Genomic DNA, 22,859 nt, shown 5'->3' with positions numbered 1-22,859 from the left:
ATGCGGAAAAAAATTATGGCTGCCATCACTGCCCACGTGCAGGCTGAATACCCGAAAGAAGCCTGCGGCGTGGTGGTTCAGACTGGCCGGGCGCAGGAGTACCTGCCGTGCCGGAACATCTCCGACACGCCGACCGAGAGCTTTACCCTGGCGCCGGACGATTACGCCGCAGCGGAAGATCAGGGCGAGGTGCTGATGATTATTCATTCTCACCCTGACGTGGTGCAGCTGGTGCCGTCTGAAGTTGACCGCATCCAGTGCGATCACTCCGGCGTAGAATGGGGAATTATGTCATGGCCGGACGGCGATTTCTGCACGCTTTCGCCACGGGGAGATCGGGAGCTGGCCGGGCGGCGCTGGGTGCTTGGCCACGCCGACTGCTGGACGCTGGTTATGGATTATTACCGGCAGGAGCACGGCCTTGAGCTGAATAACTGGTCGGTGGATTACGAGTGGTGGAAAGACGGCAAAGAAAACCGCTATGACGACAACTGGCAGACGGAAGGATTTGTTGAGGTGCCGCGTGAGGATATGCGGCCGGGCGACATGGTGATGATGCAGGTCAGCGCGCCGGTCACCAACCACGCTGCCATATATCTCGGCGACAACATCATTTTACACCACGCCTTCGGCAACCTGTCGGCGCGGGTGCCCTACGGCAAATATTATCGGGATCGGACGGTGCGTGTCGTGCGCAGAAAGGAGTTAATGGATGCTTAAAACACTGACGCTCGGCGGCGCGGCGGGCAAGAAATTTGGCAAAACGCACCGGTACCACGTGGCCGACCTGCGGGAGATGCTGCGCGCAATGTGCGCCACCGTGCCGGGATTCAAAAAGTACGTGTCGAACGCTCACCTCAACGGCGTGCGCTTCACGTTCTGGTGCGGCGGCAACAATATCGGCCTGGCGGAATTTGATATGTCGGGCGGCGCGGAAGAATACCGCATGATGCCGGTGATCGAAGGGCGCAAAAGCGGCGGCGCGCTGCAAATTGTGGTCGGCGCGGTGGCGCTGGTTGCGGCGTTCTTCACTGCCGGCGCTTCGCTGGGCGCGTGGGGCGCAACAATGGGGCTGGCAACCGGCGCCGCGGCGGCAACGGGCGGAACCGCGCTGGCGGTAACTGCCCTGACCGGGATGGGGCTGTCGATGATGCTCGGGGGCGTGGTGAGCATGCTGACGCCGCAGCCAAAATACAATATTGGCTCAGCCTCCAGCACCGATAACCAGCCCAACTACGCGTTTGGCGCGCCGGTTAACACCGTTTCAATGGGCTATCCGGTGCCGCTGCTGTACGGCAGCAGGGAGATTGGCGGCGCGATTATCAGCGCGGGCATCTTCTCCAGCGACCAGCAGTAGCAATCAAATCAGCTTCAGGCCGCCACAGCGCGGCCTTTTTTGTGGGTGAAATATGCAATTACTCCAGGGCGCAACGATGATCCAGGGCAGAAAAGGCGGCGGCGGAAGCGCGCATACGCCTGTGGAAGAACCGGACGATCTGCTGTCCGTGGCCAAACTGAAAATGCTGCTGGCCATCTCTGAGGGAGAGATTCAGGGAGAGCTGACCGCGCAGCAAATTTTCCTGAACGATACGCCGCTGGCTAACGATGACGGTTCATACAATTTCAGCGGCGTGAAGTGGGAATACCGCAACGGTACGCAGGATCAGACCTACATACAGGGTCTGCCGGAAATTGATAACGAGCTGAGCATTGGCGTGCAGGTAAAGGCCGCTTCGCCCTGGGTGCGCCAGTTCACCGATCTGAATCTAGACGCGGTGCGCGTGAAGCTGAGCCTTCCGGCCCAGTATGCCTATAAAGACAACGTCGATATGGTTGGCACCGTGACGCAGTACGCGATTGACCTGTCTGTTGACGGCGGAGCATGGCAGAACGTCGTGAATGCCTCGTTTGACGGGAAAACCACGTCAGAGTACCAGCGCGATCACCGTATCGATCTGCCTTCTGCTGCGTCCGGCTGGTCGGTTCGCGTCCGGCGCATCACTGCTGATTCCACCTCAACCAAACTGGTTAACGCCTTCAGCGTGTATTCAGTGGCAGAGGTCATCGACAGCAAGCTGCGCTATCCCAACACTGCGCTGCTGTATATGGAGCTGGACTCCAGCCAGTTTAACGGCAGCGTACCGAAAACAACATGCAAGCCGAAGGGCAAGCTGGTACGGGTGCCGACAACCTACGAGCCTGCCACGCGCACCTATGGCGGCACCTGGGCGGGTGACTTCCGCTGGGCTTACTCCAATAACCCGGCATGGGTTTTCTATGACCTGGTGCTGGACGAGATTTACGGTATGGGCAACCGCGTCGATGCGACCATGATCGACAAATGGGAGCTGTACGCCATTGCGCAATACTGCGATGAGATGGTGCCGGACGGCGCGGGCGGCACGGAGCCGCGCTTTACCTGCAACGTTTACATCCAGAGCCAGCAGGACGCCTATAACGTGCTGAAGGACATTGCGGCCATCTTTCGCGGCATCACCTTCTGGGGTAACGACCAGATTTATGTGAAGGCTGACGTGCCGCAGAACGACGTGGATTTTGTCTATCACGCTTCTAACGTTATCGACGGCCTGTTTACCTACGCGGGCGGGACGTACAAGAACCGCTACACGTCGTGTCAGGTATCCTGGTCAGACCCGCAGAACCACTATTCCGACACGATTGAGGGCGTCTACGATACTGACCTGGTACAGCGCTACGGCGTGAACGAAACGCAGCTGACGGCCATTGGCTGCACGTCGCAAAGCGAAGCGCACAGGCGCGGCCGCTGGGCTATCCTGTCGAACGCGAAGGACGGGACTATTTCGTTTGGCGTGGGCCTTGACGGTTATATCCCGCTGCCGGCTGAAATCATTGGCGTGGCCGATCCGTACCGGGCGGGCAAGCCGAACGGCGGCCGCGTCAGCGCTGTGAATGGTCTGAGTATTACCCTGGACCGCGCGGCAGATTACGCCGCTGGCGATCGTCTGGTGCTTAACCTGCCGGACGGCAGCGCGCAGACGCGTACCATTGCCTCTGTCAGCGCCGATAAAAAAACGATGCGCGTCAGCACTGCCTACAGCCAGACGCCAGCCGCTGGCGCGGTGTGGGCTATCGACAGCGACAACCTGGCTATCCAGTACTTCCGCGTAACCTCCATCGCGTCCGGCGACGACGGAACTTTTACAGTGTCAGGCGTGCAGCATGATCCGAACAAATACCGTTACATCGACGATGGCGTGAAGATTGACCCGGCACCGATTACCGTGACGCCGCCCGGCGTGATGCAGGCGCCTAAAAACATCATCATCACCGAAGTGGATCACGTTGCCCAGGGCCTTACAGTGGCCTCCATGCAGGTGACGTGGGACAGGGCCGACAATGCCATCCGCTATACGGCACAGTGGCGCAAGGACAATGGCGACTGGGTAAACGTGGGCCAGGTCAGCTCGCAGGGTTTCACCATTCAGGGCATTTACGCCGGTGTCTACGATGTCCGCGTGCGGTCGGTGAATGCGATGGAAGTGTCCTCGCCGTGGGGCTACGCCGAATCAACCACGCTGAATGGCAAGGTTGGCAAGCCCGGTACGCCGGTAAGCCTGAAAGCCACTGATGATGTGGTGTGGGCAATCGACATTACCTGGGCGTTCCCGGACGGATCCGGCGACACGGCCTACACCGAAATCCAGCAGGCCACCACGGCGGACGGCCAGAATCCGCTACTGCTGGCAAACGTGCCTTATCCCGGCGTTAGCTATCAGCACGGGCCGATGCCCGCAGGCGTGCGCCGCTGGTACCGGGCGCGGCTTATTGACCGTATCGGCAATAAGGGTGACTGGACGCCGTTTGTCGGCGGCATGTCAAACGTGGACGCCACCGCGCTTCTGAAAGACGTTACAGATAAATTTCTGACCGCAGAGGACGGAAAGGCGCTGCTCTCAGAGCTGGAAACCGATCCGGAAGCACTGTTGCAGAGCATGCTGGCGACCTACGAAACGGTTGATCAGCAGTGGGCCACCTACGGCGAGAACCGCGCGGGCATACTCCAGGCGCAGAAAGTGGCAGCCGACGCTGAAAGCTCAGTAGCTCAACTGGAAACGGATGTGGTGGCGCAGTACGCTGAGACGCAGGCCGCGCTGCAGCAGAAATTTACGGCCTACGCTGATGCGTCCGGCGGCTCGGCGATATATACGCTGAAAACAGGGCTGCGCTACGGCGGCACGAACTACGACGCGGGCCTGTCTGTCGCGGTCACCATCAATGGCTCTTCAGTTGATACCCGCCTTGCTGTGAACGCTAACCAGTTCGTTGTAATCAGTGGCAGCAGCGGAAACTATTATTCGCCATTTGTCATTAAAGACGGTCAGACGCTGATTAACCAGGCGTTCATTGGAGAGGGCTGGATAACCAACGCCATGATTGGGAATTATATCCAGTCGAATAATTATGTTGCAGGAAGCACGGGGTGGAATATTAACAAGGCAGGAACGTTTGAGATTAATGGCTCGGTGGCGGGGCAGGGCAGGCTGCTGATTTCCAATAACAGGATTGTTTCTTATGACGAGAACAACAATCCGGTGGCGGTAATGGGGCAGCGTCTATGAGTGTGGGGCATCAAGCTTTTGTAAAAGGTACGTCATTTGACGTCCTTAATGCGATGTCATTTAACTTTGTCGCTGATGTTATAGACATATCAGGCTCTGGCAGTAAAACTTATTTGCTACCGGGATTCACCCTTTCCGCAGCGCTAATGAATACGTTCTCTTCTGCCGGGACTGATAACCGAAGGTATTTAGTGTCAGTTAGCGGCCAAACCGTTTCATGGGACGTCGCCAACGGCTGTAAAATGATGGTCACTGCTACACCAGCATCGGGCGCTGGCAGCAGCCTTTATTTCGGCTTCACACTGTATGACTACAGCACGAATCCACCTACTTTTAAAATCGCACCCGACTTCACTCCTTATAATTTGGCGCAGGTGATTGACCTGACGCCGGGTTATGGGCAGATACTCCAGACAAACATTCCGGTATCCGTACCAATGATCGCCTTTCATCGCGCGTTGAATGGGGGTTATGACCACGTCTGGTGGGAAGAAGTAAATCAGAACGGTTATTGGTCATTAAAATTCAGGGGTAACACTGGCCTGAATGCAATGCAGGCATGCAGAATTTACCTGTTTGCAAAGATGATGGTTAACGCACCGAACTGGGGCTTCTTCCTTTACCGGCAAGGTCAGATGGTCTGGCATAACAACTGCCTGCCGTTAAAAATGTCCATTTTAAACGGGGGAACCACGGCATCATCTGTACCTCTTGCTTCGACAAACGGTGTGACTTCCTGCCTCTTCCAGATGAACGATCCGGCATTTCCCGGAAATGGGATTCAGTGGTTTGAATGCGCCAGCGGTGGGGTGAATTCTGCTGGTAACTACGCTGTAACGGCCAATGACCGCTATCAGCAAAATCAGGTAACCGGCAGCTCGCGCCCAGCAACCTGGGTGGCAGGAACTATCGGTTATATTGAATGCAATGTTTACGACGCTTATTACAGACAGGCACTGGGCTTATAGCTTGTCACATTCTGACGTGTCAACAAACTGTGATTCATCAGTCCATGTATAGAAAGGATACCCGGCCATATAACGGGAGTTCTCTTTTTTAAAGACGGCAATGTCATAAACATGATTAGTGATATTTGCTTTGTTATAGCAAATTGGAGGCGAGCCGGAAACGCATCCGGAAACAGTACAAACGGCGAAGATGATGATGGTAATCTTTTTCATTTAAATATCCTTGTATTATGTACATTTAATAACATTAATTATCTGGCCTATCCAGATAATAAAAGGCTTTTTTTACTCTTAATTGATTAATCAAAAATTAAAGACGACTGTCTATATCGGAGATGGCTATGCCAGCAGGCACTATTGCTTTAACGAACGGATCGGCAACTGTTGCCGGTACCGGAACGTCTTTTACGACTGAGCTTAAAACAGGAGACTTTCTCGGTGTGGTTGTTGGCGGCGTACCCTATACGCTTATTGTCCAAACGATCGCTTCCGACACGTCCCTGACGATTGCCGCGCCATTTACCGGGCCGACAACGAGTGGCCTGGCCTGGAGTGCTGTTCCTGCAACATTGCAGACAGCGATTACGCAGCAGGCCATGAACGACATGTCGAAAATCATTCGCGGCATGATCCAGGAGAAAGCGAACTGGCAGCAGGTTTACAGCGGTACCGGCAATGTCACCGTCAAACTACCAGACGGGAGCACATACAGCGGCCCATCGTGGAATTCAATTACTAACCTGATTGCTGGCAAAGCAGATTTGACGAACGGTGCGGTCGCTGTTTCGCACGGCGGCACCGGGGCAAAAACTAAAGCTGATGCGTTAGTTGCCCTGGGCATTGGGGCTACAGACACGCCTACATTTGGCGGAGTTAATATTAAAGCTGCCGCTCCATCTATGAATTTTTTATACAACAACAGCACCTCAACTACATCAAGGTTCGTTCAATATGACGCGAGTAATGTCGCATTGCTTGGCGCTAACTTCAGAGCACCTAAATATTTAATAGGTGATGGCGCAAATGGCGCAATCGAATTTACTCCTGATTCGACCCTCAGCACTATCACAATGAGCGGCGCTCCAGTTCTCTTTAAGAACGGCATTGCAGGGGCCGGATCAAATGGTGTGAAAGTTAACAACTACTGGAACATGCTTTATAACGGCACCCTGAACTGGTTCATCAACAACAACAATGTCGGGTACGTTTCAGTTACGACTTCTGACAGAAATCTCAAGAAAGATATCGATTATGACATCGACTACGCAGACGATCTGAAAAAAATAATGTCAGTTAAACCGGCTTCTTTCGTGTGGGATGACGGTCGCGAGGATAAAAGCACAAAGCGCGGCTTTATTGCCCAAGACCTGTATGAAGTCGCTGATGATATGGCACTCAAGCCACTTGATATCTGGGGTGTAGAGATGCTGCCGCTGCTGAGTAGGCTGGTAGGTGCCGTCAAAGCCCAACAGGGAATTATCGACAATCAGTCGACAGATATTAACGAGTTGAAAGCCCGCATGAAAGCCATCGACGGACTCGATGCCTGACCCTTCCGCCAGTTGCCATGTTGACCATGCTTAAACTACTGTATATAAAAACAGTAAATAAAGGAGGGCATATGGCACGCTATGACGATATCGGGACGGCATACAGAGAAAGCATCAAAATAAGCCCACAGGGCCGCCGCACAGTAACCACAATGGACTTTGTGCAGAACCTTGCAAAGTACAATCATATCTGGACGCTGCGCGAGGCTAATGAGTGGATAGAAATCTACCAGTGCAGCTTCAAGGACGTTTCCACCGAAGAAGGCGATCGCCGGACTTTTCAGCTATTCAATCCCAATAACGGGGGCTTTTGATGGGATTCCCCAACATAGGAAGTAGGTAAGTGCATGAGGTAGAGACCAAGCACAAAAAAGCCCGCTATGAGCGGGCCTTAAGGGTTCAGGATAAAATTACGCTTTTCAGGGTGCAAGTAGCTTGTACAGTAACAAAGCTAACGCTATTAATGTCCCGATTGACCAGATAATCTGTTTATTAGTTGCTTGTGATATAAGTTTTTCAACTTCATCCTTACTGGGCTTTTTGTCCAGCTTTGCATCATAGTTGATGTAATTTTGAACAATCGCAGCATTGCCCGCCTTCACGTCGGCGATGGTATTAACGATCAAATCAAGCTTAGCATCCATTGCTTTTGCGGTTGCCACGAGATGCTCAACGCTGTTCTCTAATTTGGCAATTCTTTCGCTCATTTCATCTCCCAAGAGATCTGGATGGTTATCCAATAGAGTCATTGTAGCAGAACTAACCGCTCTGACTCCAGAGGATAGTACTTGTATATCGCTAGCCACCCTTGATGACAGTACCAAAAAATAATTACGTACATCTATATCTTCTGGCAAATCTATGTCTACAGCAATGGGTGGCGAAGTGATAGCTATCTGTAACTTACAAGTCCTTTCAACAGGGGTTACAAGCATTGTCACCACGCTTAAATCTTAGCTAGGTTACTTAGTTGATGTTCTATGGCCTTAATGAGTTCTTTGGCTTGCCCTGCCGATAGAGTCACAGCAGCAACTTTGGAAAAGACTAAGTTAGCCTCTTGCTGCTGCAAACCGTCTTCTCCGGGGATCGATGTAGGTAACGAGGCCTCATTAACTACAAAATGCGATCTTAAAAACATTAAATCGACATAGGCTTCTTCGCCCGCTTTATATGATGCCGCTGCTGCTGTGCTGGCATAGACGGGAATACTGTTTGTAATTTCCTGATCGTTTTTAATGCTCATGACTACCTCACATATATCATTACCGTTAATGAATGGCTATCGGTAAAATCTCGGATATCTTTAACATAAAATTTTACTTTGCATCACTCAAACAGCTCATATACCTACGAACCACGTTATCATAACCCATGCTAATGTATTGGCGCCTATGTGAATTTAATCATGCTGGATGAATGTACAGCCAAGAAAGCATCTTAAAAATGGCTGATCCGTGGCGTCGTCGTTCTGCAGGTGATGAAAGTGTGGGATGACCGGCTGCCGTTTTGATGGGACAGATCTGGGACACGCAAAGGCTTGTGACCTTTTCCAAGCCTTTGCATGTTTTGTCATCATGGGACGTGTGAGCGCGGCAGGATGCGGTAATTTATTGATTTAAAGTATGAATTGTCGCTTCCGACATGCGGTGTTCCGGGTCAAGACGATCAATAGGCATCAGGTTCTCTCTTGTTATCACTTTAGTGGCCGATAGCCTGGCATAATGCCTGCGTGGTTGTCATCCCTCAGCATTCCTGTCGGCGGCAGGAGAATGCTATGCTGGCGCTCTGCCTTACTTTTTCTGCCTGGATTGATTATGCCCGCCATTGACGATCTTTTTCTGCGCCTGTCGCGCTCGCCGTTTCGGCAAAAATTCCATTTAGGCCACCGCGAATACCGCTATTGCCTGGACAAGGGCGAAGAGGAGATCGTCGCGCATGCTGCTGACTTTATTCGTGAGCGCCTTGCTCCCGCAGAGCCTGTTAATGACGGCAAGCAAACGCCGATGCGCGGTCATCCGGTATTTATTGCCCAGCATGCCACGGCCACCTGCTGTCGCGGCTGCCTGAGCAAATGGCACCAGATACCTGCGCACCAGCCGCTAACGGCAGCGCAGCAGGCGTGGGTTGTGCAGGCGATCCTGCACTGGCTGCGGCTGGAGATGCAGCGGCCGCAGCCTCCCGCGCCGCGCCGCAAAAAAGACCCGACAAAGGATAAACAGCTCAGGCTGCTGTAAGGCCCGTGGCGGGATGTGGCTATAAAAACGAAATATGCATTAACAAAGTTAATTGAATTGATAAAGGGAAAGGCTTGCGATTTTACCGGTAACATTCTAGTTTTGCTCTGGCAGGCAAATCCACTGGTAAAATAAGGGGTATTCGTATGCAATCTTCTAAGATTATTGTTTTAATTGAAAAAATATCCATAGCCGTTTTTGCGGTTTTGCTGGTCTATTTTATCGCGACCGGCTTGCTTTCGGCGTCGGGCTGGGATCATAGCTGGCCTTACCCACACCGCTAAAGATGATTCTTTCACCAGGGAAAATAAAGCAGTGTTAATACTATAAGCGCCTCGCTACAGTGGCGCAGCCTCCTCCTTTTCTGACCCCCTTTCTTTGTGTCCGTTCGCGGCATAACATGCCTGATTCAGCTATAACCTTTTGATTTGTATTGGTTTGTATCCTTACGGTAATACTGCCATAATAGCCTGCTTTTTTTAACGGGCGGTGAGGATACGTGGTAAACGATTTTGCAGCAGACGGCGCGCTGGCGCAGGCCATTCCAGGCTTTAAGCCACGCGAACCTCAGCGCCTGATGGCGGAGGCGGTCACAACGGCCATCGATAACAAGCGCGAGCTGGTAGTAGAAGCGGGCACCGGAACCGGCAAAACCTATGCCTACCTGGCACCGGCGCTGCGCTCGGGTAAAAAAGTCATTATTTCTACCGGATCTAAAGCGCTTCAGGATCAGCTTTACAGCCGCGATTTGCCTACGGTCGCCCGTGCATTAGCATTTAAAGGGAAACTGGCGCTGCTGAAAGGGCGCTCGAACTACCTCTGCCTGGAGCGGCTGGAGCAGCAGTCGATGGCGGGCGGCGAGCTGGCGGCGCAGGCGATGAGCGATCTGGTGCACCTGCGCGGCTGGTCGAGCGAAACGGTGGACGGTGATATCAGCACCTGCGGCGGCGTGGCGGAAGACAGCCCGGTCTGGCCGCTGGTCACCAGCACCAATGACAACTGCCTGGGCAGCGACTGTCCTCTCTATCAGGACTGTTTCGTGGTGAAAGCGCGCCGCAAAGCGATGGACGCGGATGTGGTGGTGGTGAACCATCATCTCTTTCTGGCCGATATGGTGGTAAAAGAGAGCGGTTTTGCGGAGCTGATCCCGGAGGCGGACGTGATGATCTTTGATGAAGCGCATCAGGTGCCGGATATCGCCAGCCAGTACTTCGGCCAGCAGCTTTCCAGCAAGCAGCTGCTGGATCTCGCCAAAGACATCACCATCGCCTATCGCACCGAGGTGCGTGACGCCCAGCAGCTGCAAAAATCTGCAGATCGGCTGGCGCAAAGCGCGCAGGATTTCCGCCTGGCGCTGGGCGATCCCGGCTTTCGCGGCAATCTGCGGGAAGTCCTTAATAACGCCAATATTCAGCGCGCGCTGTTGCTGCTGGACGATGCGCTGGAGCTTTGTTATGACGTCGCGAAGCTGTCGCTGGGCCGTTCGGCGCTGCTGGATGCGGCCTTTGAACGGGCGGCGCTCTATCGCGGCAGGCTGAAGCGGCTGAAAGATGTCTCGCAGCCCGGTTTCAGCTACTGGTATGAGTGCAACAGCCGCCATTTTGTGCTGGCGCTGACGCCGCTGTCGGTATCGGATCGCTTCCGGGAAGTAATGGACGAGCGCCCAGCCAGCTGGATTTTCACCTCCGCCACGCTGGCGGTAAATGAGCAGATGACCCACTTTGTTGAAAGGCTGGGCGTCGCTGGCGCAGAAACGCTGATCCTTAATAGCCCGTTCGATTTCGCCAGCCAGGCGCTGCTGTGCGTGCCGCGCAATCTGCCTTCGCCCAATCAGCCCGGTGGCGCCAGACAGCTGGCGCGCATGTTGCTGCCGCTGATCGAGGCTAACAACGGCCGCTGCTTCTTCCTTTGTACCTCGCATCAGATGATGCGCGAGCTGGCCGAGCAGTTCCGCGCCATGCTGACGCTGCCCGTATTACTACAGGGAGAAACCAGCAAAGGCGAGCTGTTAAAACAGTTTATCGCGGCAGGCAACGCGGTGCTGGTGGCGACCAGTAGCTTCTGGGAAGGGGTGGACGTGCGCGGCGATGCGCTGTCGCTGGTCATTATCGACAAGCTGCCGTTTACCTCGCCTGACGATCCCTTGCTGAAAGCGCGCATGGAAGACTGTAAGCTGCGCGGCGGCGATCCGTTTGACGAGGTGCAGCTGCCGGACGCGGTTATCACGCTTAAACAGGGCGTCGGCCGCCTGATCCGCGACGTTGACGATCGCGGCGTGCTGGTGATCTGCGATAACCGCCTGGTGATGCGTCCCTACGGCGCGGTGTTTCTGAACAGCCTGCCGCCCACGCCGCGTACGCGGGATATTCAACAGGCGGTGGATTTCCTGCGGCCGCAGTAATTACCCGCGCAGTATGCTATGCTGCGCGCCGAAAATTTTGTCCCGCCTGAGGTAAAAATCCATGCGAATTTTAGCTATTGATACGGCCACCGAGGCCTGTTCGGTCGCGTTGCTGAATAATGGCAAGGTCACGGCGCATTTTGAGCTGTGCGCCCGCGAACATACGCAACGTATCCTGCCGCTGGTGCAGGCGCAGCTGCAACAAGAAGCGCTGACCCTGAACGAACTGGACGGACTGGCCTTCGGTAAAGGGCCGGGCAGCTTTACCGGCGTCCGTATCGGAACCGGCATCGCGCAGGGGCTGGCTTTGGGCGCGGCGCTGCCGTTAATCGGCGTGTCGACGCTGAAGACCATGGCGCAGAGCGCCTGGCGTTTACAGGGCGCCGATCGCGTGCTGGCCGCGATAGATGCGCGTATGGGCGAAGTGTACTGGGCACAGTATCAGCGCGACGAGCAGGGCGTCTGGCAGGGAGAAGAGACCGAAGCGGTGCTCAAACCAGAGGACGCGCTGGCGCGTATGACGCAGCTGAACGGTAGCTGGGCGATGGTGGGAACCGGCTGGCAGGCGTATCCGCAGCTGAGCGCGGAGAGTACGCTGACCTTACAGGCGACCGAGGTAACGCTGCCCTGTGCGGAAGATATGATCCCGTTGGCGGCGCTTGAGCTGGCGGCAGGCAATACGGTGCTGCCGGAAGAGGCGGAACCGACCTACCTGCGCAACGAAGTCACCTGGAAAAAGCTGCCGGGCAGGGAATAAGTCTGGCCGCGCCGCGCCTTAAGCTGCGTGAAACGAGCCGGGCAGAGAAAAACTCAGCAACTAATTGGCCCGAAAGGAGTCAAAGTGAGTAGTGTCCCTGGAGAGTTTTTATGCGTAATAAACGGTTATTGCGGTCAGGTAGTTTGCTGTTAATTTCCCTGCTGCTGGCGGGCTGCGCCAGCGTGCCGGATTCCGTCAAAGGGCATTCGCCTACGCCGCAGCAGGATTTGGCGCGGGTGCTGAATGCGCCGCAGCTGTATGTCGGCCAGGAGTCGCGCTTTGGCGGCAAGGTGGTGAAGGTCACCAATCAGAACGGCTCGACCCGGCTGGAGATTGCCGCCATGCGGCTGGACGATTTTGCGCGTCCGCTGCTGGGCAGTCCATCGATTGGCCGTATTTATGCGGATATCAATGGCTTTGTCGATCCTGTCGACCTCAATAATCAGATGGTGACGGTTGTCGGTACGATCAAAGGCACGGAAAAGGGCGAAATCGGCCAGGCGAGCTACCAGTTTGTCACGGTCGCCGTGACGGGCTATCAGCGCTGGCGCCTGACGCAGCAGGTTGTTTCACCGCAGCCGCCGATGGATCCCTGGATCTGGTATGGCCCGCCGCGCGGTCGCCATCGTGGCGGCTACTGGGGCCCGCCGCCGGGAATGATGTTCTATAATCCAGGGCCAGCGGAAGTGCAAACTATCCTGACCGAATAGCGCTCAGACCGAGCGTTACAGACCCGACGGCTGGTTTCCGGCCGTCGGGTTATTTTTTGGCTTCTCAAAACGAGAAGAAATTAGTGATATGCTTCGCAACCTCAAAACGGAACGGGCCAGCAAACTGGTACGCTGAGTTAATATAATGTTAACAGATGGAGCAGTTAAGAGGTTGTGATGACGACAACGTTGAGTTTCCGAGGTGTTTCCTTGAATAAGGTTTGGCTGAACCGCTACCCTGCAGATGTTCCCGCAGAAATCGATGCCGATCGTTATCCTTCCCTGATCGATCTTTTCGAACACGCCGCTAACCGCTATGCCGACAGGCCCGCCTTTATGAACATGGGCCAGGCGATGACCTATCGTAAACTGGAAGAGCGCAGCCGGGCTTTCGCCGCCTATCTCCAGCAGGGACTGGGACTGAAAAAGGGCGATCGCGTCGCGCTGATGATGCCCAACCTGTTGCAGTATCCGATTGCGCTGTTTGGCGTTCTGCGTGCAGGCATGATTGTTGTTAACGTCAATCCACTCTATACGCCGCGCGAGCTGGAGCACCAGCTTAACGACAGCGGCGCCAGCGCCATCGTCATCGTGTCAAACTTCGCCCATACGCTGGAAAAAGTGGTAGCGAAAACGCAGCTTAAGCACGTGATCCTGACCCGGTTGGGCGACCAGCTTTCCCCGGCTAAGGGCACGCTGGTTAATTTTGTGGTGCGCTATATCAAGCGGATGGTGCCGAAATACCATCTGCCGGGCGCTATCTCCTTCCGTCGCGTGCTGCAAGAAGGCTACCGGATGCAGTATGTCCGGCCTGCGATCGTGAACGACGATCTGGCTTTTTTGCAGTATACGGGCGGGACGACAGGCGTGGCGAAAGGGGCGATGCTGACCCATCGCAATATGCAGGCCAACCTGGAGCAGACCAAGGCGACCTATGGCTCGCTGCTGAAAGCGGGCGAAGAAACGGTAGTGACCGCCTTGCCGCTTTATCATATTTTCGCGCTGACGGTGAACTGCCTGCTGTTTATCGATCTGGGCGGGGCGAACCTGCTGATCACCAATCCGCGCGATATTCCGGGGCTGGTGAAAGAGCTGGCGAAAAACCGCTTTACCGCCATTACCGGCGTCAACACGCTTTTTAACGCGCTGTTGAACGACAAAGACTTCCAGCAGCTGGATTTTTCCAGCCTGTCGCTGTCGGCGGGCGGCGGCATGGCCGTGCAGAAAGCCGTTGCCGAACGCTGGGAGAAGCTTACCGGTCATTATCTGCTGGAAGGTTACGGCCTGACGGAGTGTTCGCCGCTGGTTTCGGTGAATCCTTACGATATCCGTTACCACAGCGGCAGCATCGGCCTGCCGGTGCCGTCGACCGATATCCGCATCGTGGACGGCGAGGGTAACGAGGTAGCGCCGGGCGAACCGGGCGAGCTTTGCATTAAAGGGCCGCAGGTTATGCCGGGCTACTGGAATCATCCGCAGGCCACCGGCGAGGTGCTGAAAAACGGCTGGCTGCACAGCGGCGACATTGTTACCGTCGATGCGGAAGGATTTATTCGCATCGTCGATCGGAAAAAAGATATGATTCTGGTTTCCGGTTTTAACGTTTATCCTAATGAGATCGAAGATGTGGCTATGCTGCATCCCAAAGTGCGCGAGGCGGCGGCGGTAGGCGTTCCTGATGCGGTAGCCGGCGAGACGGTGAAGATCTGCGTGGTAAAAAAAGACGCCTCGCTGACCAAAGAAGAGTTAATCGCCCACTGTAAGAAGCATCTGACCGGATATAAAATTCCTAAGATTGTCGAATTCCGCGACGAGCTGCCGAAAACCAACGTCGGCAAAATTTTGCGCCGCGAGCTGCGCGACGCGTCGGCAAAAACGACGCCGTAGCCGTAGTCAGGCGCACGCCAGTAACTTCTACGCCGGTTAAGCCGGCGTTTTTATTGAACCACACTGAGGCACAAGAAGCCGCAGCGAGAGGATCACCTTGAATTACACCATGATAACCACCAACGAGGCGCTGGCCGAAGTGTGCCAGGCCGCCCGTCAGGTTCCCGCCGTGGCGCTGGACACCGAGTTTGTTCGCACCCGCACCTATTATCCCGGCCTTGGACTGATTCAGCTGTTTGACGGCGAGCGGGTTTCACTGATCGATCCGCTGCCCATCAGCGAATGGACGCCGTTTCGTGAGCTGCTCCTCGATCAAAACGTCATTAAATATCTGCACGCGGGCAGCGAGGATTTGGAAGTTTTCCTGCATGAGTATGGCGTGCTGCCGGAACCGATGATTGATACGCAAATCCTGGCTGCTTTCACCGGCCGGCCGCTCTCCTGCGGTTTTGCCACCATTGTGGAATCTTTTACCGGCATCGCGCTGGATAAGAGCGAATCGCGCACCGACTGGCTGGCGCGTCCGCTGACGGAAAAGCAGTGCCACTATGCCGCCGCGGACGTCTGGTATCTGCTGCCGATTGCGCAGAAACTGATGGCGGAAGCCGAAGCGGCCGGTCGGCTCAACGCCGCGCTGAACGAGTGTGGCCTGCTGTGTCAGCGTCGCCGTACCGTTGTGGTGCCGGAAGAGGCCTGGCGCGACATCGCCAATGCCTGGCAGCTGCGTCCTCGCCAGCTTGCCGCGCTGCGCCTGATGGCCGCATGGCGTCTGGAGCTGGCGCGTGAAAAAGACATGGCCGTGAATTTTGTGGTGCGGGAAGAGAACCTCTGGAAGGTGGCGCGGTATATGCCGGGTTCGCTGGGCGAACTGGATCACCTTGGCCTGGGCGGCCAGGAAATACGATTCCACGGCAAGGCGCTGGTGGCGATGGTGGCGCAGGCCAATGCGTTGCCGGAAAGCGAACTGCCAGAGCCGGTCGCTAACCTGATCGACAATCCCGCCTATAAAAAAGTCTTTAAAGCGCTGAAGGCACTAATGGCGGAAGCGGCGGAGAAAAACGGCGTCAGTCAGGAACTGCTGGCCTCGCGGCGGCAGATTAATCAGCTGCTGAACTGGCACTGGAAGCTGAAACCGATGGGGACGCCGGAGCTGCTCGACGGCTGGCGGGGCGATCTGCTGCGCGACGACATTCTGGCGTTGCTGGCAGACTACTAACGACGCGGGCTGCCCGCAGCCCTTTTCCCCTGCAAACAGGCAGGGGAAAGTCAGGCGTGGCAAAGGCTCATTTCGGGGTTTCTTCTGCCTCAGGCAGCGTCACGTTAAGCTCCAGAATGGAGATATCGTCATCTTTCTGATCCAGTTTAACGCTCAGCATTTCCGGATCGATCTTCACGTATTTGCAGATAACTTCCAGAATGTCTCTTTTCAGCTGCGGCAGATAGTGAGGCTCGGCGTCGCCCCTCCTGCGCTCCGCCACGATAATCTGCAGCCGTTCCTTGGCTATATTGGCTGTGCTTTTTTTACGGGATAAAAAGAAATCAAGTAAGGCCATGTTTTATCCCCCAAACAGGCGTTTCAGGAAACCCTTCTTCTCTTCTTCAATGAAGCGGAAGGGACGTTCTTCACCCAGAAGACGATCGACGGTATCGGCATAGGCTTTGCCCGCGTCGGAATCGATATCCAGAATGACCGGTTCGCCCTGGTTAGATGCGCGCAGCACGGACTGATCTTCAGGGATCACGCCCGCCAGCGGAATGCGCAGGATCTCCAGCACGTCTTCCATGCTCAGCATATCGCCGCGGCTAACGCGCCCCGGATTGTAACGGGTGAGCAGCAGATGTTCTTTAATCGGATCCTGACCGTTTTCCGCGCGGCGAGACTTGGAAGAGAGAATGCCGAGAATACGGTCGGAGTCGCGGACAGAGGAGACTTCCGGGTTGGTGGTGATAATCGCTTCGTCAGCGAAATAGAGCGCCATCAGCGCGCCGGTTTCAATACCCGCCGGTGAATCGCATACGATGAAATCAAACGCCATCGTGGCTAAATCGTTAAGCACTTTTTCCACGCCTTCGCGGGTCAGGGCATCTTTGTCACGCGTCTGTGAAGCAGGCAGGATAAACAGATTTTCAGTACGCTTATCTTTAATCAGCGCCTGATTAAGCGTGGCGTCACCCTGGATGACGTTAACGAAATCGTAGACTACCCGGCGCTCACAGCCCATGATCAGGTCGAGATTTCGCAGACCGATATCGAAATCGATCACGACGGTTTTTTTACCTTTCTGGGCTAAACCGGTAGCGATGGCCGCGCTGGACGTGGTTTTGCCCACGCCTCCTTTACCCGATGTAACAACAATAATGCGTGCCATATAATAATTTTCCTTAAGAAAAGAAAGGGCTCGTGAGCCTGGCTCAGTTCAGTGTCTGTATAGTCAGGGCGCCATCTTTTAAGCAAAGACGTGACGCTTTTCCAAAAAATTCAGCAGGGATTTGGTCCATAATCCAGTACTCACCGGCAATGGACACTAACTCTGCGGATAAATTCGTGCAAAAAATCTGGCAGTCGCGATCGCCGCCGGCCCCGGCTAAGGCCCGGCCGCGCATCATGCCATAGATATGGATATTGCCGTCGGCTATCAGTTCGGCACCCGCGCTGACGCTGCTGGTGACGATCAGGTCGCTGTTTTTCGCGTATATTTGCTGGCCAGAGCGAACGGGCGCGTTGATGACGCGCGTTCTGGCCGCCGGGATCTCAACGGGCTTAGCCGGCTCCGGCGCTTCAGGCGCGGGCTTTTGTTCTTTGCCTTCAGACAGCAGCGGCAGACCGGCGCGCACAATCATGCGCTTGAGCGCCTCGTCTTTGCAGCCGCTGACGCCGACAATATGCAGGCCGGTCGACGCGATAGCCTGCTGCATCTGCCGCCAGTTAACCTCGCTGGTTAAGGTGGAAACATTCAGCACAACCGGCGCGTTTTTCAGGAAAGCGGGAGCCTGGCTGACTTTATCCTGAAGCGCCTGGCGCACCACATCCGCATCGTGGTGGTGTAAGTGAACTACAGACAGAGTAAAACTGCTGCCCTTTAACTCGATTGGCGTTTGTGACATCTGTCCCGCTCAGTCCTGTTATTTCAAATCCCGGCGAAATCTCCGTCAGAGTGACGGTTAATCGCGCCCGGACGATATTCCGAAGTTCAGCAAGCATGTTATAGTTACTGCTATATTCAGGCAAGCCACCGACCAGGTTAATTCGAGTAAAAAATATGTTTTGTGTGATCTACAGAAGTCCTAAACGTGACCAGACTTATCTTTATGTTGAAAAAAAAGACGATTTCTCGCGCGTGCCTGCTGAACTGCTTCAGGGATTTGGTAAACCCCAGCTGGCGATGGTCCTGCCGCTGGACGGCAGTAAACGCCTGGCCAATGCGGACCAGGCAAAAGTGAAAACGGCGCTGCTGGAGCAAGGTTATTATTTACAGGTGCCGCCGCCGATGGAAAGTCTGCTTAAGATGCATCTGGAAAAAGGTAAAAAAGATTAATTAGGAATCATCTGCAAGCTATTTTCCCACCGCTTTTCTTCCCGCCGGATATTATTGACGGCGGGAAGCACGTAAAAAGGGCCTTTTATGAAGCAACCTCTCTTCACCACGCTTATTTTTTCCCTGCTGCTGGCCGGCTGTGCCAGCAAGAACAGTAAAGCCCTTGAGAAAAAAAACGCCGCGCCGGCGCAGCAGAAAACCACGCTGGCCGCAACCGGGCGCGATCCGGCGGAGTTTCCCGCCTATGTCGAGGAGCTTAAGCGCCAGGCGCGGGAGCAGGGCATAGATGCCGCCACTATCGACACTGCCTTCAGCAATATTCATTTCGTCGACCGCGCTATTTCTGCCGACCGTAACCAGTTAGAAAAGAAAGTCACGCTGGACGACTATCTGACGCGCGTGCTGCCGGAATGGAAAAAGCAGCGTGCGCGCGAAAACTTCCAGCAGTATTTGCCGCAGCTGCAAACGGCCAGCCAGCGTTATGGCGTGCAGCCGGAATATATAGTGGCGCTTTGGGCGATGGAAAGCAGCTTCGGCAAAATCCAGGGAAAAGAAGAGATCGTCTCTGCGCTCTCTACGCTGGCTTTTGAAGGACGCCGCGAAGCCTTCTTCACTAAAGAGCTGATGGCGGCGCTGCGGATTATTCAGCAGCAGCATATCAGCGCGGCGCAGATGAAGGGCTCCTGGGCTGGCGCGATGGGGCAGAATCAGTTTATGCCTTCTTCTTTCCTGCGCTACGGCGCGGACGGCGACGGCGACGGGCAAATCGATATCTGGAATAACGTGGAGGATGTGTTTGCTTCTACGGCCAACTATCTGGCAACGGAAGGCTGGAAGCCCGGCGGGCGCTGGGGCCAGGAGGTGATCCTGCCGGTCGATTTTGCTAAAGCGCAGGCAGGGCTGAAAACCGACCAGGCGAAATCGGTTGGCGACTGGCAAAAACTGGGCGTACGCTTCAGCGATGATGCGCCGCTGCCGGATAATGCGCAGCGCAGCTGGATTATTTTGCCCGACGACGCGCCGGGCCGGGCCTTTATGGTTTACGACAACTTCCGCGTCATTATGCACTGGAACCGATCATATTATTTCGCCATCAGTATCGGCATGATGGCCGACGCCATTTCTCAACAGGATGTGGTCCACTGACCACTCACGCAAACAGGCAGGGGAACAGTATGTATCAGCATCATAACTGGCAGGGCGCTTTATTAGATTACCCGGTGAGCAAAGTGGTCTGCGTAGGCAGCAACTATGCAAAACATATTAAAGAGATGGGCAGCGCGACGCCTGCTGAGCCTGTCCTGTTTATCAAGCCGGAAACCGCGCTGTGCGATCTTCGTCAGCCGCTGTCGATCCCGAAAGATCTGGGCGCGGTGCATCATGAAGTTGAGCTGGCAGTGTTGATTGGCGCCACGCTGAAACAGGCAACGGAAGAGCACGTGGCGAAAGCTATTGCAGGCTACGGCGTGGCGCTGGATTTAACGCTGCGTGACGTGCAGGCCGGCTGTAAAAAAGCGGGACAGCCGTGGGAAAAAGCGAAAGGCTTCGACAATTCCTGCCCGGTTTCCGGTTTTATTGCCGCCAGCGAGCTGGGCGCCGATCCGCAGGATATCGAGCTAAAGCTGATCGTCAATGGCGAAATGCGTCAGCAGGGTTCCACTGCGGATATGATCCATAAAATCCTGCCGCTGATTGCCTATATGAGTAAGTTCTTCACGCTGCGCGCGGGCGATATTATCCTGACCGGCACGCCTGAAGGCGTTGGCCCGATGTCCTCTGGCGATACGCTGGAAGTGTCGCTGGGCGGACGCGGCGTGGCGACGCGCGTGCTGTAAGACTTGCAACTCAGGCCCGAACTGTTTATAAGGTGCGGGCTTTTAACTAAACAGGACAGCAAAATGAGTGATACCCCTTTCTGGCAGCAAAAGACGCTGGAGCAAATGAGCGATGAGGAATGGGAATCCCTGTGCGACGGCTGTGGCCAGTGCTGTCTGAACAAGCTGCAGGACGCCGATACGGATGAAATCTACTTCACTAACGTCGCCTGCAATCAGCTGAATATCAAAACCTGCCAGTGTCGTAACTACGAACGCCGCTTTGAGCTGGAAGAAGACTGTATCAAGCTGACGCGCGATAACCTGCCGACGTTTTCCTGGCTGCCGCCGAGCTGTGCTTACCGGGTGCTGGCCGAAGGCAAGAATCTGCCCGTCTGGCATCCGTTGCGCAGCGGCAGCAAGGCGGCGATGCACGCGGCACGTATTTCTGTTCGCCATATTGCCGTACGCGAAAGCGAAGTGCAGGACTGGGAAGATCACATCATCAATAAGCCGCGCTGGTACGGTAAATAGACTAACGGGCTGACAGATGTCTTCAGTTCCGGCTGCTGCTACCTGACTACGCAGTTTAGGTTTTGCCTATCTCAATGAGAATCAGCACCGCCTGGATAAGTTGCGTGACTCTGCAAATAATCAGGGTATGACTACATACCGTGTGAGAGTGGGTTTCCATAACCCTTCAGCCCTGACTTTCAGGCAGCTTGATGAAATATTGGAACAGCAGAGGTTCTGGAGAACAGCATCGCGCAGCGCTACGTTTCGTTATTTTATGGAATATGAATACGAATCAGAGGTACGCGATCTGTGTGAGGTTTGTGAACTCGCCTACTCCCAGGCCTGTAAGGTTAAAAAATGCCCTTTGGTCATGGTCGTCGAGGAGACGAGCGAGGAAAAAACGCTTGCTGACATGCAGCAATAGCTGTCCTGCTGCGCACTCTAACGATAAGAGCGCAGACTGACTGCGGGACAGTTGTCCCGCTCTGTTTCTAAGCCCGGCTGTTATCCCCATTCCGTAAGATGAGCCGGCTTGCTTTTTAGCACGCTTAAAACAAGCCCACGACGCATTAGCGTTGCGCTTCGTCATTTGGCCTTTTCACTGCTTCAGGGTCTGTCTTCAGGCCATTTCTGACCTTTCCATGGACTGATTGGGGTTTATGGTAGACGGCAATACGTTGTTAGCTGCCAAAATCAGCTCGCCGTCTGGCCTGACTGCACATTTGTGCCCAATACAGCCAGACGACGGCAATACGTTGTTGCAGTGCAAATCAGCCGTTCGCATAGTTTCACCCAAGAAAGTTAAACGAAAACAGCTTGTTAGTGAGCAGTCTGTCCACAGATATTCGCAAAGAACGACAAGGTAACCAGCCAGGTAGGGTAATTCGTCTGTTTCATTGGTGTTTTCTTAAATATCAAAATGTAATTTTTTGTTTCTTGCACCTTTGGGGTTATTCTTATTCTATTAGATAAATTATTATCCCTGAACGGAAAAAATCACGCGCCCTATATTTAAATTTGTACACGTCGGTGTGCTTGTATAATTTTTTATTAAGCGAAGCGGTTAACACTTTTGCAAATACAAAGCTTTTATCTACTCTTAATTACGCAACACGAAATTCCCGGCGTAAAAGCCGGTTGCCAATTAACTAATGAAGTTTGTATTCAGGAGGAGATTATGGCTGAACATCGTGGCGGTTCTGGAAACTTTGCAGAAGACCGTGAAAAAGCCTCTGAGGCAGGTAAAAAAGGCGGTCAAAATAGCGCAGGTAATTTTGCTAACGACCGTGAAAAAGCATCAGAAGCAGGCAAGAAAGGGGGTGAGCATAGCCACGGCGGCGGACGCAAGTCTGAATAAAAGCGAACGGAAATTTATCGCTTAATATGCCAGCCCCGGCATTTAATGCCGGGGTTAAATTTATTTATACAGGTAAATTCTCTATCTGAACTTTATAAAAAATGAAGTTATTAGTCTTTTTATAGACTTTCTTTTGAGCCTTCTTACCCCGCCAGTATTCTTCCAGATAGGGTATAAGTTCAAAAAACAGTATTCCGGCCAGAACACAGGCAATATATGCGTCAGGTAAAGGATCGGCTCGCTGATGAAGATCGAAGCGGGCAGGCTCTGCGCCCAGGCCGAACAGCGCCAGAAACTGCGACCAGTGTCGCGAAATCACCAGTAACAGCGCCATTAACGGCACCCTCTCCAGAAAACTGTGGATATGCTGCTCTACGGGCGATACTCGCCGGGCGGTTACGGCATAGCTGACGTCCCACAATGCTGTCGCTTCGTGGCAGAAGAACATCACGATCATAAAGCCAATCACCAGCGCATTGATATCCAGGAAAAGCGCAGCGAGAAGCGGGGCGCCCATCTCCAGAAACA

At 54.3% G+C, this 22,859-nt stretch carries 26 protein-coding genes; 19 read left to right on the top strand and 7 right to left on the bottom strand.

What is annotated here, in order from left to right; translation table 11 throughout:
• Genes ACVWZ0_RS12755 through ACVWZ0_RS12740 form a run of 4 tightly spaced genes read left to right on the top strand, consistent with a single transcriptional unit; the run spans position 1 to position 5,569 of the window.
• On the top strand, positions 1 to 720 hold the full coding sequence (locus tag ACVWZ0_RS12755; RefSeq protein WP_253453639.1) for a C40 family peptidase: 720 nt from the start codon (positions 1 to 3) through the stop codon (positions 718 to 720).
• Positions 713 to 1,357, top strand: coding sequence for a tail assembly protein (locus ACVWZ0_RS12750; protein ID WP_253453641.1), 645 nt, complete (start codon positions 713 to 715; stop codon positions 1,355 to 1,357). Before ACVWZ0_RS12755 ends, ACVWZ0_RS12750 begins: the two co-directional genes overlap by 8 nt.
• A 52-nt stretch (positions 1,358 to 1,409) precedes the next feature.
• Positions 1,410 to 4,601 carry a host specificity protein J gene (locus ACVWZ0_RS12745; protein ID WP_253453644.1) on the top strand — a complete coding sequence of 1,064 codons (3,192 nt, stop codon included), beginning with the start codon at positions 1,410 to 1,412 and terminating at the stop codon, positions 4,599 to 4,601.
• On the top strand, positions 4,598 to 5,569 hold the full coding sequence (locus tag ACVWZ0_RS12740) for a hypothetical protein (RefSeq protein ID WP_253453647.1): 972 nt from the start codon (positions 4,598 to 4,600) through the stop codon (positions 5,567 to 5,569). Before ACVWZ0_RS12745 ends, ACVWZ0_RS12740 begins: the two co-directional genes overlap by 4 nt.
• On the opposite strand, the gene cor is transcribed toward ACVWZ0_RS12740, so the two are convergent.
• A complete protein-coding gene (cor, locus tag ACVWZ0_RS12735) occupies positions 5,564 to 5,782 on the bottom strand; it encodes a phage exclusion lipoprotein Cor (RefSeq protein ID WP_253453650.1) in 219 nt (72 codons plus the stop codon). The two genes, ACVWZ0_RS12740 and cor, sit on opposite strands and share 6 nt — an antisense overlap.
• 128 nt (positions 5,783 to 5,910) lie before the next feature.
• Here cor and ACVWZ0_RS12730 point away from each other — a divergent pair, with 128 nt between their 5' ends.
• On the top strand, positions 5,911 to 7,119 hold the full coding sequence (locus tag ACVWZ0_RS12730; protein WP_253453653.1) for a tail fiber domain-containing protein: 1,209 nt from the start codon (positions 5,911 to 5,913) through the stop codon (positions 7,117 to 7,119).
• 71 nt (positions 7,120 to 7,190) lie between these two features.
• Positions 7,191 to 7,433, top strand: a complete 243-nt coding sequence (locus tag ACVWZ0_RS12725; RefSeq protein ID WP_253453656.1) for a DNA polymerase V — start codon at positions 7,191 to 7,193, stop codon at positions 7,431 to 7,433.
• A 105-nt stretch (positions 7,434 to 7,538) separates the two neighbouring features.
• On the opposite strand, the gene ACVWZ0_RS12720 is transcribed toward ACVWZ0_RS12725, so the two are convergent.
• The gene (locus ACVWZ0_RS12720; protein WP_253453659.1) at positions 7,539 to 8,054 is read right to left on the bottom strand and encodes a hypothetical protein; all 516 of its coding nucleotides are present in this window, start codon (positions 8,052 to 8,054) and stop codon (positions 7,539 to 7,541) included.
• Positions 8,055 to 8,065: 11 nt separating this feature from the next.
• A complete protein-coding gene (locus ACVWZ0_RS12715; RefSeq protein WP_253453661.1) occupies positions 8,066 to 8,362 on the bottom strand; it encodes a hypothetical protein in 297 nt (98 codons plus the stop codon).
• 571 nt (positions 8,363 to 8,933) lie between these two features.
• Here ACVWZ0_RS12715 and ACVWZ0_RS12710 point away from each other — a divergent pair.
• The 7 genes from ACVWZ0_RS12710 (at position 8,934) to rnd (ending at position 16,324) form a co-directional block, all read left to right on the top strand.
• Positions 8,934 to 9,353 (top strand): DUF4186 domain-containing protein, encoded by a 420-nt coding sequence (locus ACVWZ0_RS12710; protein ID WP_253453664.1) that lies wholly within the window; start codon positions 8,934 to 8,936, stop codon positions 9,351 to 9,353.
• Between the two features lie 146 nt (positions 9,354 to 9,499).
• Positions 9,500 to 9,637, top strand: coding sequence for a hypothetical protein (locus ACVWZ0_RS12705; protein WP_253453666.1), 138 nt, complete (start codon positions 9,500 to 9,502; stop codon positions 9,635 to 9,637).
• Between the two features lie 215 nt (positions 9,638 to 9,852).
• A complete protein-coding gene (locus tag ACVWZ0_RS12700; RefSeq protein ID WP_253453668.1) occupies positions 9,853 to 11,754 on the top strand; it encodes an ATP-dependent DNA helicase in 1,902 nt (633 codons plus the stop codon).
• Positions 11,755 to 11,815: 61 nt separating this feature from the next.
• Positions 11,816 to 12,511, top strand: a complete 696-nt coding sequence (tsaB, locus tag ACVWZ0_RS12695; RefSeq protein WP_253453671.1) for a tRNA (adenosine(37)-N6)-threonylcarbamoyltransferase complex dimerization subunit type 1 TsaB — start codon at positions 11,816 to 11,818, stop codon at positions 12,509 to 12,511.
• Between the two features lie 110 nt (positions 12,512 to 12,621).
• Positions 12,622 to 13,221, top strand: a complete 600-nt coding sequence (locus ACVWZ0_RS12690) for a Slp family lipoprotein (RefSeq protein ID WP_253453674.1) — start codon at positions 12,622 to 12,624, stop codon at positions 13,219 to 13,221.
• A gap of 210 nt (positions 13,222 to 13,431) precedes the next feature.
• Positions 13,432 to 15,108: a long-chain-fatty-acid--CoA ligase FadD gene (gene fadD / locus ACVWZ0_RS12685; RefSeq protein WP_253453677.1), complete on the top strand. Its 1,677-nt coding sequence runs from the start codon at positions 13,432 to 13,434 to the stop codon at positions 15,106 to 15,108.
• A gap of 109 nt (positions 15,109 to 15,217) precedes the next feature.
• The gene (gene rnd, locus ACVWZ0_RS12680; protein WP_253460948.1) at positions 15,218 to 16,324 is read left to right on the top strand and encodes a ribonuclease D; all 1,107 of its coding nucleotides are present in this window, start codon (positions 15,218 to 15,220) and stop codon (positions 16,322 to 16,324) included.
• Between the two features lie 67 nt (positions 16,325 to 16,391).
• Here rnd and minE read toward each other — a convergent pair whose 3' ends face one another.
• From minE to minC, 3 genes are read right to left on the bottom strand one after another with little or no spacing between them, the layout of a single operon-like run.
• Positions 16,392 to 16,661 (bottom strand): cell division topological specificity factor MinE, encoded by a 270-nt coding sequence (gene minE, locus ACVWZ0_RS12675; RefSeq protein WP_253453681.1) that lies wholly within the window; start codon positions 16,659 to 16,661, stop codon positions 16,392 to 16,394.
• A gap of 3 nt (positions 16,662 to 16,664) precedes the next feature.
• Positions 16,665 to 17,477: a septum site-determining protein MinD gene (gene minD / locus ACVWZ0_RS12670; RefSeq protein WP_125287791.1), complete on the bottom strand. Its 813-nt coding sequence runs from the start codon at positions 17,475 to 17,477 to the stop codon at positions 16,665 to 16,667.
• Between the two features lie 43 nt (positions 17,478 to 17,520).
• Positions 17,521 to 18,213, bottom strand: a complete 693-nt coding sequence (gene minC, locus ACVWZ0_RS12665; protein ID WP_253453685.1) for a septum site-determining protein MinC — start codon at positions 18,211 to 18,213, stop codon at positions 17,521 to 17,523.
• 155 nt (positions 18,214 to 18,368) lie between these two features.
• On the opposite strand from minC, the gene ACVWZ0_RS12660 reads away from it, so the two are divergent.
• From ACVWZ0_RS12660 to ACVWZ0_RS12635, 6 genes are all read left to right on the top strand, one after another.
• Positions 18,369 to 18,644 carry a YcgL domain-containing protein gene (locus tag ACVWZ0_RS12660; protein WP_253453688.1) on the top strand — a complete coding sequence of 92 codons (276 nt, stop codon included), beginning with the start codon at positions 18,369 to 18,371 and terminating at the stop codon, positions 18,642 to 18,644.
• A gap of 87 nt (positions 18,645 to 18,731) precedes the next feature.
• Entirely contained in the window at positions 18,732 to 19,790 is a 1,059-nt protein-coding gene (locus ACVWZ0_RS12655; RefSeq protein WP_253453691.1) for a lytic murein transglycosylase, read from the top strand.
• Between the two features lie 29 nt (positions 19,791 to 19,819).
• The gene (locus tag ACVWZ0_RS12650) at positions 19,820 to 20,479 is read left to right on the top strand and encodes a fumarylacetoacetate hydrolase family protein (protein ID WP_253453694.1); all 660 of its coding nucleotides are present in this window, start codon (positions 19,820 to 19,822) and stop codon (positions 20,477 to 20,479) included.
• A gap of 63 nt (positions 20,480 to 20,542) precedes the next feature.
• Positions 20,543 to 20,992, top strand: coding sequence for a YcgN family cysteine cluster protein (locus ACVWZ0_RS12645; RefSeq protein ID WP_253453697.1), 450 nt, complete (start codon positions 20,543 to 20,545; stop codon positions 20,990 to 20,992).
• A gap of 127 nt (positions 20,993 to 21,119) precedes the next feature.
• Entirely contained in the window at positions 21,120 to 21,398 is a 279-nt protein-coding gene (locus ACVWZ0_RS12640; protein ID WP_253460951.1) for a hypothetical protein, read from the top strand.
• Between the two features lie 753 nt (positions 21,399 to 22,151).
• Entirely contained in the window at positions 22,152 to 22,331 is a 180-nt protein-coding gene (locus ACVWZ0_RS12635; RefSeq protein ID WP_253453698.1) for a con-10 family general stress protein, read from the top strand.
• Between the two features lie 64 nt (positions 22,332 to 22,395).
• On the opposite strand, the gene ACVWZ0_RS12630 is transcribed toward ACVWZ0_RS12635, so the two are convergent.
• A complete protein-coding gene (locus ACVWZ0_RS12630) occupies positions 22,396 to 22,848 on the bottom strand; it encodes a hypothetical protein (protein ID WP_253453701.1) in 453 nt (150 codons plus the stop codon).
• Positions 22,849 to 22,859: the final 11 nt, after the last annotated feature.

The sequence above is a fragment of the Erwinia sp. TECH1 genome (assembly GCF_054057575.1).
The sequence above is the reverse complement of the archived record's forward strand: the minus strand, read 5'-3'. Positions and strand labels throughout refer to the sequence as shown.